General features: G+C 61.1%; 11 protein-coding genes and 1 pseudogene. 11 read left to right on the forward strand and 1 reads right to left on the reverse strand.

The genetic code is table 11. The features are described 5' to 3' along the window. Nucleotides 1-131: 131 nt before the first annotated feature. Entirely contained in the window at nucleotides 132-386 is a 255-nt protein-coding gene (locus A3AC_RS29540; RefSeq protein ID WP_198018037.1) for a hypothetical protein, read from the reverse strand. A gap of 373 nt (nucleotides 387-759) precedes the next feature. Between A3AC_RS29540 and oxc the strand changes: the two genes are divergently transcribed. The 11 genes and pseudogenes from oxc to A3AC_RS0127010 all read left to right on the forward strand — a co-directional run bounded on the left by oxc (nucleotide 760) and on the right by A3AC_RS0127010 (nucleotide 12,796). Continuing rightward, complete coding sequence (gene oxc / locus A3AC_RS0126955) at nucleotides 760-2,508, forward strand: oxalyl-CoA decarboxylase (protein WP_025602533.1); 1,749 nt, start codon at nucleotides 760-762, stop codon at nucleotides 2,506-2,508. Nucleotides 2,509-2,535: 27 nt separating this feature from the next. After that, complete coding sequence (gene frc, locus A3AC_RS0126960) at nucleotides 2,536-3,786, forward strand: formyl-CoA transferase (protein ID WP_025602534.1); 1,251 nt, start codon at nucleotides 2,536-2,538, stop codon at nucleotides 3,784-3,786. A gap of 106 nt (nucleotides 3,787-3,892) precedes the next feature. Then, a complete protein-coding gene (locus tag A3AC_RS0126965; protein ID WP_025602535.1) occupies nucleotides 3,893-4,324 on the forward strand; it encodes a PAS domain-containing protein in 432 nt (143 codons plus the stop codon). 35 nt (nucleotides 4,325-4,359) lie between these two features. After that, complete coding sequence (locus A3AC_RS0126970) at nucleotides 4,360-4,596, forward strand: hypothetical protein (protein WP_025602536.1); 237 nt, start codon at nucleotides 4,360-4,362, stop codon at nucleotides 4,594-4,596. A 91-nt stretch (nucleotides 4,597-4,687) separates the two neighbouring features. Further along, nucleotides 4,688-5,935, forward strand: a complete 1,248-nt coding sequence (frc, locus tag A3AC_RS0126975; protein WP_025602537.1) for a formyl-CoA transferase — start codon at nucleotides 4,688-4,690, stop codon at nucleotides 5,933-5,935. A 109-nt stretch (nucleotides 5,936-6,044) separates the two neighbouring features. Next, nucleotides 6,045-6,824, forward strand: coding sequence for a fumarylacetoacetate hydrolase family protein (locus A3AC_RS0126985; protein WP_025602538.1), 780 nt, complete (start codon nucleotides 6,045-6,047; stop codon nucleotides 6,822-6,824). A 1-nt stretch (nucleotide 6,825) separates the two neighbouring features. Further along, nucleotides 6,826-8,409, forward strand: coding sequence for a Re/Si-specific NAD(P)(+) transhydrogenase subunit alpha (locus tag A3AC_RS0126990; RefSeq protein WP_025602539.1), 1,584 nt, complete (start codon nucleotides 6,826-6,828; stop codon nucleotides 8,407-8,409). Between the two features lie 9 nt (nucleotides 8,410-8,418). Beyond that, complete coding sequence (locus A3AC_RS0126995; protein WP_025602540.1) at nucleotides 8,419-9,810, forward strand: NAD(P)(+) transhydrogenase (Re/Si-specific) subunit beta; 1,392 nt, start codon at nucleotides 8,419-8,421, stop codon at nucleotides 9,808-9,810. A 50-nt stretch (nucleotides 9,811-9,860) separates the two neighbouring features. Further along, nucleotides 9,861-11,273: a pyruvate kinase gene (gene pyk, locus A3AC_RS29545; RefSeq protein ID WP_035475958.1), complete on the forward strand. Its 1,413-nt coding sequence runs from the start codon at nucleotides 9,861-9,863 to the stop codon at nucleotides 11,271-11,273. Between the two features lie 43 nt (nucleotides 11,274-11,316). Further along, nucleotides 11,317-11,871: pseudogene (locus tag A3AC_RS29550) on the forward strand (HPP family protein); the annotation flags it as partial. Nucleotides 11,872-12,325: 454 nt separating this feature from the next. Next, the gene (locus A3AC_RS0127010) at nucleotides 12,326-12,796 is read left to right on the forward strand and encodes an NAD(P)H-dependent oxidoreductase subunit E (protein WP_442856530.1); all 471 of its coding nucleotides are present in this window, start codon (nucleotides 12,326-12,328) and stop codon (nucleotides 12,794-12,796) included. Nucleotides 12,797-12,848 lie beyond the last annotated feature (52 nt).

Genomic DNA, 12,848 nt, shown 5'->3' on the forward strand with positions numbered 1-12,848 from the left:
GTCTCCTATTGCTACGGCAGCCCGCAGTTGGTGCTGGAGACGCGCGCGCGCCACAGCCGGGCGGTAGTCTGCCCGGACGCTGGCGCATAGTGGACTCATCTTCAGTTGCCGGGGCCTTCACCAGTCCGCCGCTACGCTTGCGCAAGATCGGTCGCTCGATACACCTCCTGAATTACTTCTTTTGCCGCGAAATATCTGGCGGTATGCGCGTTCTTTCTGTCAAGAATGGCTCGACTCAAGAATTCCGCGCTATAGGCATTCAGCAAATGGGAGTGGTTAGCCCTGATGTAGGCGGCGACGCGCTCCGCTTCGTCGTCAATCGCTGAAAGCGATGCAAGGACATGCGCGTCCCAACGAAAACGCAGGCCGAGGTCGGAGAAAGCCATGTTGTACGCACACAGCTGCACGCGCACTGCGTCGTCGCCTTCGGGTCGGGAAGTCTCCATTAGTCGGTGGCGCATTGTCTTCTCCTTCGGTCGGACGTGTCGAACAAACAATACGAGTCACCATCGATAGACGATAGTTAAAGTTTTTTCGACAAACCATAACCATCAGCTAATGGAGGGGCCAGGCGGCGCGCTCAACGTGCGAAAGCACGTTGGCCGAGGCGGCCAAGGAGTCGATCGCCCATCGCATCGCCCCAGAAACATGGGTCCCGCACGGCAGACGACGCGAGCTCAAAAAAAGCTATGTAAAATATTGTGTGTGATATATTGTATATCAACGTCACACAACGCCCCGCGCGGGAGGAGAAATGTCATGGCAGAAGCTGGGAGCACGCTGCAAAGCGCTGCGGAACAAACACAAAAAGGCGGGACAACGAACATGTCCGACGGATTCCATCTCGTCATCGAGGCGCTGAAGCTGAACGGCATAGACACGATTTATGGTCTGCCCGGCATTCCCGTTACGGATTTGACGCGGCTTGCCCAGGCCGAAGGCATGCGCGTCATCAGCTTTCGACATGAGCAGAACGCGGGCAATGCTGCAGCCATTGCCGGTTTCTTGACCCAAAAGCCTGGCATCTGCCTGACCGTTTCCGCGCCCGGCTTCCTGAATGGACTGACGGCGCTCGCCAACGCGACGACCAACTGTTTTCCGATGATCCTGATCAGTGGCTCGAGCGAGCGGGAGATCGTCGACCTGCAGCAGGGCGATTACGAAGAGATGGATCAACTGAATATTGCGAAAGCGCACGCCAAGGCGGCCTTTCGCGTACTGCACGCGGAAGATATCGGCATAGGCATCGCACGTGCGATCCGTGCGGCCGTATCTGGGCGTCCCGGCGGAGTCTATCTGGATCTGCCCGCCAAACTGCTCGCGCAGACCATCGATGCCGCGACAGGACGCAATACGCTCGTCCGCGTCGTCGACCCGGCGCCGCGGCAGCTTCCAGCGCCTGATGCTGTCGAGCGGGCTCTCAAACTGCTGAGCACTGCCAAGCGTCCGCTGATCATTCTGGGTAAAGGCGCCGCTTATGCGCGAGCCGACGGCGATATTCGTGCGCTCATTGAGAAGACCGGTATTCCTTATCTGCCCATGTCGATGGCTAAAGGCTTGCTGCCGGATACGCACGAACAATCGGCGTCCGCGGCCCGGTCCTTCGTGCTCGCAGAGTCGGACGTCGTCGTGCTGATCGGTGCTCGCTTGAACTGGCTGCTCTCGCATGGGAAGGGCAAGACGTGGGGCGCGCCCAAGCAGTTCATCCAGATCGATATCTCGCCGACCGAAATCGACAGCAACGTCGCGATCGCCGCGCCGGTCATCGGCGATATTGGCTCCTGCGTGAAGGCCCTGCTGGCTGGAGTCGACTCAGGCTTCCCCCAGCCTCCCGCAGAGTGGATCGACACCCTCGCTCAGCGCAAGCAAAAGAACCTTGCAAAGATGGCGGAGATGCTCGCGAAGGATCCCACGCCCATGAATTTCCACAGCGCGCTGCGCGTGGTTCGCGATGTCATAAAGGCTAACCCGGAGATCACGCTCGTCAATGAAGGTGCCAACACGCTGGACTATGCCCGAGCCATTGTCGATATGTATCTGCCGCGAAAGCGTCTGGATGTGGGCACATGGGGGGTGATGGGTATCGGCATGGGTTATGCGATCGCCGCGGCGGTCGAGACCGGAAAGCAGGTGCTTACGGTGGCCGGCGATAGTGCGTTCGGGTTCAGCGGTATGGAGTTGGAAACCATCTGCCGTTACGACCTGCCGGTCTGCACTGTCGTGTTCAACAACAACGGCGTCTACCGCGGCACCGACGTCAACCCGACGGGCGGCAAGGACGTCGCGCCAACGGTGTTCGTGAAGGGCGCGCGCTACGACAGGATGATCGAGGCGTTCGGCGGCATCGGGCATCACGCGACCACCCCCCAGGAACTCAAGGAGGCGCTGGTGAAGGCAATCGCCTCGGGCAAGCCGACCTTGATCAATGCTGTCATCGACGAAGCGGCTGGCACCGAGAGCGGCCGCCTGACGAATCTCAATCCGCAAAGCGCGGCCATGAAAAAGTAAGTAATACTAACCACCGGACATACCAACATGACAAAGCCCCTCGAAGGCATCAAGATCATCGACTTCACCCACGTTCAGGCCGGCCCCGCATGCACGCAACTGCTTGCCTGGTTCGGCGCTGACGTGATCAAGGTCGAACGACCCGGCTCGGGCGACGTGACGCGCAACCAGTTGCGCGACATTCCCGGCGTCGACGCGTTGTACTTCACGATGCTCAACAGCAATAAGAAGTCTTTGACGTTGGACACAAAAAAGCCCGAAGGCAAGGAGATACTTGAAAAGCTGGTCCGTGAATCCGACGTATTGGTCGAAAATTTCGGCCCGGGCGCCTTGGACCGGATGGGCTTTTCGTGGGAACGCCTCAACGAACTGAACCCGAAGATGATCGTTGCTTCGGTGAAGGGCTTCAGCGACGGCCATCACTACGACGACCTGAAGGTCTATGAAAACGTTGCGCAATGCGCGGGCGGCGCGGCAAGCACAACCGGTTTCTGGGACGGTCCGCCGACCATCAGCGCGGCGGCACTCGGCGACAGCAACACCGGCATGCATCTGGCGATCGGCATTCTGACCGCGCTGCTCGGGCGCGATAAAACCGGCAAGGGCCAGAAGGTCGCGGTGTCGATGCAGGACAGCGTGCTGAACCTGTGCCGGGTGAAGCTTCGCGATCAGCAGCGGCTCGAGCGGGTTGGCTATCTAGAGGAATATCCGCAGTATCCCCACGGCGAATTCAGCGACGTCGTGCCGCGCGGCGGCAATGCGGGGGGCGGCGGCCAGCCTGGATGGGTGCTCAAGTGCAAGGGCTGGGAAACCGACCCGAACGCGTACATCTATTTCACGATTCAGGGCCATGCGTGGGAGCCGATCTGCAAGGCGCTCGGCAAGCCGGAATGGATCGATGACCCGGCTTACAAGACTGCCGAAGCGCGTCAACCGCATATCTTCGAAATCTTCGAGACGATCGAAGGGTGGCTCGCCGATAAGACCAAATTCGAAGCGGTCGACATTTTGCGCAAGTTCGACATTCCGTGCGCGCCGGTGCTGACGATGAAAGAACTCGCCAATGATCCGTCGTTGCGCGCGAGCGGGACGATTGTCGAAGTGCCGCACAAAAAGCGCGGCTCGTATCTCACCGTTGGCAGTCCGATCAAGTTCTCGGATCTTAAGCCGGAAGTCACCGCGTCGCCGCTGCTCGGAGAGCATACGGACGAAGTTCTGGCGAGCCTCGGCTACAGCCAGCAGGAAATCTTCAACCTGCGCGAAGTCAGAGCGATTTAATGCCGTCGCGCAAGCCCGTCCGATGCCGGCGGGCTTGCACATCCGGCGTTGCCGGTGCCGCTGGATCCTGTTTCATCTTCTATGGGTTTAGATTGGAGGGAATGCCATGCAAGACGCTATCGACTTCCAGCAACTTGCCAACGCAATCGGCGACGCGATCGTCATTTCCGACCCCCGCGGCAGCATCACTTTCTGGAATCCCGCCGCCGAACGCATGTTCGGTTTCACGCAAAGCGAAGCGCTCGGGAAATCGCTGGACCTGATCATCCCGGAACGTTTGCGCGCGCGCCACTGGGACGGCTATCACAAAACCATGGCGACCGGTGAAACGCGGTATGGCAACGACGTATTGCGAGTCCCCGCCGTCCATAAGGATGGCCGGCAAATGTCGATCGCCTTCACGGTCGCGTTGCTGCATTCGCCGCAAAACGAGCTTAGCGGAATTGTCGCGGTGATTCGCGATGAAACCAGCCGTTTCCAGGAGGAGCGCAATTTGCGCAAACGCCTGGCAGAACTCCAGACAGGCGCTACTTCATGAATTGCGCTGCGTGACTACCAATCAGGAGGGGGCCGATGCATGTAGAGGTACTGGGCCAATATCGGCTCGAATTGTCAGCGATGCAGTTGATCCACAACGGGGGATGGGCTGCTTATTTTGCAATTCGGACAGCGGAAGGAAAGCTCCAAACGCAGTCAACCTTTGGGCCCTACCGGCAGGTTGTGGATGAGGTCGTTTTTGAAAGCGAAGCGGCAGCCATTGCCGGTGCGCGGCGCGTGGCAATGGCGCTGCTCGCGCCCACACCTCGATAGCGCGGTGGCAGCATCGCTGTTGCCCGGCAGAGATCCACGGTAACCCGCGCTTGGGCAGACAAGTAGAAAAGCAGTTTTACGGAGACGAGAGATGGGCAAGGCATTGGAGGGCGTGAGGATCCTCGACTTCACGCATGTGCAATCGGGTCCGACGTGTACGCAGTTGCTTGGGTGGTTCGGCGCTGACGTGATCAAGGTGGAGCGGGCAGGCGCCGGCGACGTCACGCGCGAACAGTTGCGCGACATCCCCGAAGCGGACAGTCTGTACTTCACGATGCTGAACCACAACAAGCGCTCCGTCACGATCGACACCAAACACCCGGAGGGCAAAGAAGTTCTTGAGGCACTAATCCAGAAATGCGACGTGCTGGTGGAGAACTTTGCGCCGGGGGCGCTGGACCGGATGGGCTTTACATGGCAACGGATTCAGGAGCTAAACCCGCAGATGATCGTCGCTTCGGTGAAGGGCTTCGGCCCCGGGCCGTACGAGGAATGCAAGGTCTATGAGAACGTTGCGCAATGCGTCGGCGGTGCGGCGTCCACCACCGGCTTCGACGACGGTCCGCCGGTCGTGAGCGGCGCGCAGATTGGCGACAGCGGCACGGGGCTGCACCTCGCGCTTGGCATCGTCACGGCGCTGTATCAGCGCCAGTCGACGGGGCGAGGTCAATATGTACTGGCCGCGATGCAGGACAGCGTGCTGAACCTGTGCCGCGTGAAACTGCGCGACCAGCAGCGGCTCGAACGCACGGGTGTCATGCGGGAGTATCCCCAACATCCGAACGGCACATTCGGCGAAGCGGTGCCGCGCGCCGGCAATGCCTCCGGCGGGGGGCAGCCGGGCTGGATCCTGAAATGCAAGGGCTGGGAAGCGGACCCTAACGCGTACATCTACTTCATCGCCCAGGCGCCGGTATGGACCGGGATCTGCAAGGTGATTGGCAAGGAGGAATGGGCCACCCATCCCGACTATGCGACGCCTGCCGCGCGCCTGCCGCGCCTGAAGGAGATCTTTGCAGAGGTTGAGCACTGGACCATGACCCGGACCAAGTTTGAGGCGATGGCCACGCTCAACAAGTATCACATTCCGTGCGGCCCTATCCTGTCGATGAAGGAGATTGCCGCAGAGCCGTCGCTACGCAACACCGGGACCATCGTCGAGGTCGATCATCCGGTGCGCGGCAAATATCTGACGGTCGGCAATCCGGTCAAGCTGTCGGACAGTCCCTGTGACGTGACGCGCTCACCGCTGCTTGGTGAACACACCGACGAGGTGATGGCCGAGCTTGGCTATGCGCCGGAGAAGATCATGCATTTGCGTTCGGTCGGCGCAATATGACCGCGCCAGTGATGCCTCACGGTGCGTCTGACGATCAGGACAAGACTCTGCAGCGCGGCCGGACTGTCCGCGCTAACGAGCACCAACAATTCGCGCAGGAGACATTTCGATGAGATCGTGGGTACGTTTTCGGCTCGCCAATGGCGAGACGGGCTTTGGCGTGCAGGAAGGCCATCGTGTCATTCAATACCAGGGAGACATGTTCGGTGACGCAGTTCAGAGCGGCACCGTGCTGAGCCGGGATGACGTTACGCTGCTCAACCCGTGTGTTCCAACGAAAGTCGTCGCGCTATGGAATAACTTCCGTGCACTTTCGGAAAAACTGGGCAAAGCTGCTCCCTCCCATCCGCTGCTTCTGATCAAGCCAGCGACGTCAGTGATCGGTCCTGGCGAAGTCATTCGGCGTCCGAAAGGCTACAGTGGAAAAATCGCGTACGAAGGGGAACTTGCGATCGTAATCGGCAAGCGTTGTCGCAATGTATCGGTAGAGGATGCAAACGATCACATATTTGGCTTCACCTGTATCAACGACGTCACAGCGGTCGAACTGCTGAACGAGGACGCCAACTTCGCCCAATGGTGTCGCTCCAAGGGTTTCGATACGTTCAGCTGCATCGGACCCGTGATCCAGCGCGACCTGGATTGGCGTACGGCCAGTGTCGTGACCCGACTTGACGATGTCGAACGGCAGAACTACCCACTGAACGACATGATCTTTTCACCTGCGGAACAGGTGAGTCTCATATCGCACGATATGACGTTGCTGCCCGGCGACGTCATTGCTTGCGGTACGTCGATAGGTGTCGGCTCGATGAAGGACGGCTCGACGGTCGACGTGTCTATCGACGGCATTGGCGTGCTGTCGAACACGCTGTCATCGGGGATGTGACATGGCGATGATGATTGCAGTACCGCGCGAAATTCGCGCGGGGGAACGTCGCGTCGCGGCGACGCCCGAGACCGTTGGCCAGTTACTCAAGCTCGGTTTCGCGGTGAGCGTAGAAGCGGGCGCAGGCGTAGCGGCGGCGTTCGACGATGAAGCGTATCGCGCCGCTGGCGCCCAGGTGGTGAGCGAAACCCGTGCCTTGTGGGCCGATGCGGACATCGTCATCAAGGTGCGCGCGCCCGAGTTCAATGCGGCGCTCGGGGTCGATGAAGCGACGCTGTTAAAGAAGGGTGCGATTCTTATCAGTTTCATCTGGCCCGCGCACAACCCGGTTCTCGTCGAGCAGTTAGCGGCCGGCGGCACGAGCGTGCTGGCGATGGATTGCGTGCCGCGTATTTCCCGCGCGCAGAAGCTGGACGCCCTTAGTTCGATGGCGAACGTGGCAGGTTACCGCGCGGTGATCGAGGCCGCGCAGCACTTCGGGCGCGTATTCACCGGACAGATCACTGCAGCCGGCAAGATGCCGCCCGCAAAAGTGATGGTGATCGGGGCGGGTGTCGCTGGCCTCGCGGCCATCGGCGCGGCACGGGGTCTGGGCGCGATCGTACGCGCATTCGACACGCGGCCGGAGGTCGAGCAGCAGGTCGAAAGCATGGGCGCCGAGTTTCTCAAACTGGACGTTGACGAGGAAGGTCAGGGCGCCGGTGGCTACGCAAAGCAGATGAGCGCGAAATTCATAGAAGCAGAAATGGCACTGTTTGCGGCACAGGCGCAAGAGGTAGACATAGTCATCACGACCGCGCTGATCCCCGGCAAGCCTGCGCCCAAGCTGATAACCGCGGCAATGGTGGCCTCCATGCGGCCAGGCGGCGTAATTGTCGACATGGCAGCAGAGCAGGGCGGCAACTGCGAACTGACGCAGCCCGGCGAAGTGATAGCCGTCAACGGCGTGACGATCGTCGGATATACCGACTTGCCGAGCCGGATGGCCACCCAGTCCAGTCAGCTGTACGGCACCAATGTGCGTCATCTGCTGGCCGATTTGACACCTGAAAAAGACGGCGTGGCGCGCATCGACATGGATGACGACGTAATGCGAGGCGCGACTGTCGTTTATCAGGGCGCTGTAAGCTGGCCGCCGCCCCCGCCGAAACAGGCAGCGATTGCCGCGCACCGCCCGCCGTCCGCGCAGCCCGTCGCTGCCATAACCGACGCTAACACGCGAAACGGCGGTGAGCGCCGTTCGCGCTATACATCGCTCGCCGTGCTGGCGATCGCCGTTCTGGCGTTGCTGGCGCTCGGCGCAGTTGCGCCGTCGGCGTTTGTCGCGCATCTGACCGTGTTCGTCCTGGCGGTATTCGTTGGTTTCCAGGTGGTCTGGAATGTGACGCCGGCTTTGCACACGCCGTTGATGAGTGTGACCAACGCCATCAGCGGAATCATTGTGATCGGCGCACTGCTGCAAATCGGCACCCCGGACCTGCTGGTGACGGTGCTCGGTGCTGTCGCGTTACTGGTCGCTACGATCAACATCGCCGGCGGCTTTCTCGTGACCCAGCGCATGTTGAAGATGTTCCAGCGCAACTAAGGAAAACTCATGTTCAACGGCATTGGCAACGTCGCGTATCTGGGCGCGAGCACACTGTTTATTCTCAGTCTGCGCGGACTGAGTCACCCGGCGACTGCGCGCCGCGGCAATCTGTACGGAGTGGTGGGCATGTTGATCGCGGTTCTCGCCACCGTGCTGATTGCGCAAGGCGCAGGGCTCGCCGTGGTGATGGCGGCGGTCGTGATCGGCGCGGCCGTCGGCGCACTGTTGGCACGGCGAGTCGAGATGACCCAGATGCCGCAGCTGGTAGCGATACTGCACAGCTTTGTCGGACTGGCCGCGGCGCTGATCGGCGTCACCAACTATCTGATGTCGCCCGGCGGGCTCAGCGGCGCGGAACGGGTGATACACCTTTCCGAGATCTACCTGGGCGTCTTTATCGGCACCATCACGTTCACGGGGTCGATCGTCGCGTTCCTGAAATTGCAGGGCACAATTAGCGGCAAACCGCTCGTGGTACCGGGCCGGCATCTGTTCAACCTGACCGCGCTCGGGCTGTGCGCCGCGATCGGCTACTGGTTCCTCACGGTGCCGTCAGGCGCGGACGGCGTTCTGGCATTGCTGGCGATGATCGCGCTTGCTGGGGCGCTCGGCGTGCACCTGGTGTCTGCCATCGGCGGCGCGGACATGCCAGTTGTCGTATCGATGCTGAACAGCTACTCCGGATGGGCGGCCGCCGCCACGGGCTTCATGCTGAGCAACGACCTGCTGATAACGACCGGTGCGCTAGTGGGCTCGAGTGGCGCAATTCTCAGCTATATCATGTGCCGGGCGATGAACCGCAGTTTTATCTCGGTCATTCTCGGCGGCTTCGGTGCCGCTAGCGGCACGAGCTCGGCGGATGTCGCAGGGGAAGTAGTGCCGACCAGCGTCGACGAAGTCAGCGCGATTCTGCGTGACGCGTCCGAGGTCATCATTGTGCCGGGCTATGGAATGGCTGTGGCGCAGGCTCAGGCAACCATCAGCGCAATCACGCGCAAGCTCGAGGGTCTTGGTGTGCGGGTGCGTTTCGGCATTCATCCGGTCGCAGGACGCCTGCCGGGGCACATGAACGTGCTGCTCGCCGAAGCGAAGGTGCCCTACGACATCGTGCTTGAAATGGACGAAATCAACGAGGATTTCACCAACACAGACGTTGTGCTCGTGATCGGCGCAAACGACATCGTGAATCCGGGTGCGCTCGAAGATCCAGGCAGTCCGATCGCTGGGATGCCGGTTCTCGAAGTGTGGAAGGCGCGCACCGTGGTGGTGTCCAAGCGCAGCATGGCGACCGGCTATGCAGGCGTGGACAATCCGCTGTTCTACAAGGACAACACGCGGATGCTGTTCGGCGATGCCAAGGGCAGCGTCGAGGCGTTGCTCAGACAGCTTGACGCTTGACCCGCTGTCGTCACGCTGAAGCTCCAACCACTTCATACTCCTAAGTGATTATGGTCCGCCAACGCAAAGCAAAGATCGTCGCGACCCTCGGCCCCGCGACATCCGATCTGGAAACGATTACGCAGTTGTTCGACGCCGGCGCGGACGTGTTCCGGTTGAACTTCAGCCACGGCTCGCACGAGGACCACCGGCGGCGCTATGAACTGGTGCGCGAAGTCGAACGCACGTCAGGCCGGCCCATTTCGATCCTTGCGGACATGCAGGGACCGAAGCTAAGAGTCGGCCCTTTCGCTGATGGCAGCGTGGCGCTCACCGAGGGCGCCGAATTCGCGCTCGACCGCAACCCGGCGCATGGTGACGTCAAGCGTGTCAATTTGCCCCATCCGGAGCTATTCGAGGTGGTCGCTGCTGGCCAGTCGCTGCTTCTCGACGACGGCAAACTGCGCCTGGAGGTGCTCGAGAACAGCGGCGAGCGGATCCGCACCCGCGTGATCCACGGCGGAATCCTGTCGGATCGAAAAGGGGTGAATGTCCCGGACGCGATCTTGCCGATTCCCGTACTGACCCGGAAGGACCTGACCGATCTGGAATTTGCGTTGTCACTTGGCGCCGACTGGATCGCACTGTCGTTCGTCCAGCGTCCGGAGGATGTAATCGACGCGCGTGCACTCATCGGCGACCGTGCCGGGCTCATGGTGAAGCTGGAAAAGCCGGCGGCGCTTGAGCGACTCGACGAGATTGTGAGTGCTGCGGATGCCGTGATGGTGGCACGCGGCGACCTGGGCGTCGAACTTCCACCGGAGCGCGTGCCGGGCGTGCAGAAGCGCATCCTTCGATCGTGTCGCAGCCACGGCAAGCCGGTGATCATCGCGACTCAGATGCTGGAATCGATGATATCGGCGCCGGTGCCCACGCGCGCCGAGGCATCGGACGTTGCAACGGCTATCTACGATGGTGCGGACGCCGTCATGCTATCTGCGGAGTCGGCCAGCGGCGGCTTCCCGGTAAAGGCCGTGGCGATGATGGAGCGGATCATCAGGGAGGTCGAACAGGATCCTCTCTACCGCAGCCTGCTCGATGCGCAGCACGAGCTTCCGCTCGGCACACCGAGCGACGCGATCTGCGCGGCACTGCGCGATGTTGGGCAGACCGTCGGTGCCGTTGCAACAGTTACGTACACGACCTCGGGACACACCAGTCTCAGGGCAGCGCGTCAGCGGCCGGCGGCGCCGATTCTCAGCATAACGCCACGGCTGTCGACGGCGCGGCGTCTTGCGATGGTGTGGGGCGTGCATTCCACGGTCAGCCCTGACGTCGGGTCGGTCGATGAGATGGTAACTGCGGCGTGCGCCATTGCCGCGAGGCAGGGCTTTGCCAAATCAGGCGACCAACTGGCAATCGCCGCGGGCATGCCGTTCGGCGAGTCGGGCACGACTAATCTGTTGCGCATTGCTCGAGTCTAAGCGCGGCGGCCCACTGAATGCAGCGGGTATAGGGGACGAAAAAATGACAGAAAGAAAGGCAGCTCCTGCCATAGTTCGATGGTTGCTTCGCTTCGCTCCGCACCCCGTGGCAATCGGCTGGCCGGAGCGCTTTAGATCGTGCGTCGGGGCGCTGTTGGGCATTGCGTTCACAGGTGGCTCGATGCACGTTCTGCTGGGAGCGGACGCGATGATTCCCCTGCTGGTCGCGCCCATGGGCGCCTCTGCGGTCCTGCTGTTTGGTGTGCCGGCGAGCCCGCTGGCCCAGCCATGGTCGATCATCGGGGGCAATCTTGTTTCTGCTGCCGTCGGCGTTGCGTGTGGTACCTGGATCGCCGATCCTGTCCAGGCCGGTGCGCTAGCCGTGGCGCTGGCGATCTGCGCCATGTTTGCGCTGCGTTGTGTGCATCCGCCGTCAGGCGCAGTTGCGCTGACCGCCGTGCTGGGCGGTCCAGCGATCCATGCAATGGGCTACCACTTCATCCTCGAACCAATCGCCGTGCAGTCGTTCGCCTTGCTCACTGCGGCAATCGTCTTCCATCTTGTGACCGGACATCGCTACCCGCACGTCGCTGTTCAATAGCCGATTGAGAGTTCGACAGGCTGCTCAGCGTCAGCATTAGTGGCAACAACCAGCAATTGTGGATTGCTGAAAATGGAACATATCGCCCCAGCCCTGCAGCCATCGCATGCATAAGCGATAGTGAATCCTAAGCATTAGAAACTTTAACTTTCGCTAATTGTTTGCGCGACCCATCATGGGCGTAGCCGCAATCGAACAGCCTTTCGATCAAGTGCAGCATTGGTACTGTGACGTGGACCTTCCAGCGCGTGATGGCGATGGGACAAAAGCCGTATCCCATGCGACGCCGCTGGATTCTGAACTCTGCTGCGCCCAGCAAGGTTTTGGAAAGTGGCTTTGAACCGTCGCCTCCTGGTTCGCATGAGTGAGCGTCGTTAAAAACGCGAGTTCCCCAAAGGAATGGCGCATCTCAAGGTGAAAGCATCGCAACGCCGCTGTGCGGGAGATTATCTTGGCCGATTTAGATGAGTTGATTGGGCTGCACATCCGCGGCGGCACTTCCCTGCTGGCCGTGCTGCACGCGATTCAGGACGAACTCGGCTACGTGCCGCCTGAAGCCGTTGCGCCGCTCGCGCGGGTGATGAACCTGTCGCGCGCGGAAGTGCACGGCGTCATCACCTACTACCACCATTTCCGCACGCAGCCGGCCGCGCCCGTAACGGTGCAACTGTGCCGCGCGGAAGCCTGCCGCAGCATGGGCACCGAGTCCCTCGCACAGCACATCGAGTCGCACACCGGTTGCCGCTTCGACGCGGAGCATCAGACCGGTGCCGCGGTGGAGCTGGAATCGGTGTATTGCCTCGGTCAATGCGCGCTTTCGCCCGCGATGATGGTCAACGGCACGCTGCACGCCCGGGTCACGCCCCAAAAGTTCGACGCGATTTTCGCGGCCGCCAGCAAATGCGTGGAGGTGACGGCATGACCCGCATCCATGTTCCCCGCGATTCATCGGCACTCGCGCTGGGCGCGGACGC

The sequence above is a fragment of the Burkholderia sp. WSM2230 genome (assembly GCF_000472445.1).
Lineage (GTDB): Bacteria > Pseudomonadota > Gammaproteobacteria > Burkholderiales > Burkholderiaceae > Paraburkholderia.

What these genes read in the sequence shown, in the direction of transcription:
- A3AC_RS29540 (WP_198018037.1), bottom strand. Translation starts at nt 386, where the DNA reads ATGGCTTTCTCCGACCTCGGCCTGCGTTTTCGTTGGGACGCGCATGTC.
- oxc (WP_025602533.1), top strand. Translation starts at nt 760, where the DNA reads ATGGCAGAAGCTGGGAGCACGCTGCAAAGCGCTGCGGAACAAACACAA.
- frc (WP_025602534.1), top strand. Translation starts at nt 2,536, where the DNA reads ATGACAAAGCCCCTCGAAGGCATCAAGATCATCGACTTCACCCACGTT.
- A3AC_RS0126965 (WP_025602535.1), top strand. Translation starts at nt 3,893, where the DNA reads ATGCAAGACGCTATCGACTTCCAGCAACTTGCCAACGCAATCGGCGAC.
- A3AC_RS0126970 (WP_025602536.1), top strand. Translation starts at nt 4,360, where the DNA reads ATGCATGTAGAGGTACTGGGCCAATATCGGCTCGAATTGTCAGCGATG.
- frc (WP_025602537.1), top strand. Translation starts at nt 4,688, where the DNA reads ATGGGCAAGGCATTGGAGGGCGTGAGGATCCTCGACTTCACGCATGTG.
- A3AC_RS0126985 (WP_025602538.1), top strand. Translation starts at nt 6,045, where the DNA reads ATGAGATCGTGGGTACGTTTTCGGCTCGCCAATGGCGAGACGGGCTTT.
- A3AC_RS0126990 (WP_025602539.1), top strand. Translation starts at nt 6,826, where the DNA reads ATGGCGATGATGATTGCAGTACCGCGCGAAATTCGCGCGGGGGAACGT.
- A3AC_RS0126995 (WP_025602540.1), top strand. Translation starts at nt 8,419, where the DNA reads ATGTTCAACGGCATTGGCAACGTCGCGTATCTGGGCGCGAGCACACTG.
- pyk (WP_035475958.1), top strand. Translation starts at nt 9,861, where the DNA reads ATGGTCCGCCAACGCAAAGCAAAGATCGTCGCGACCCTCGGCCCCGCG.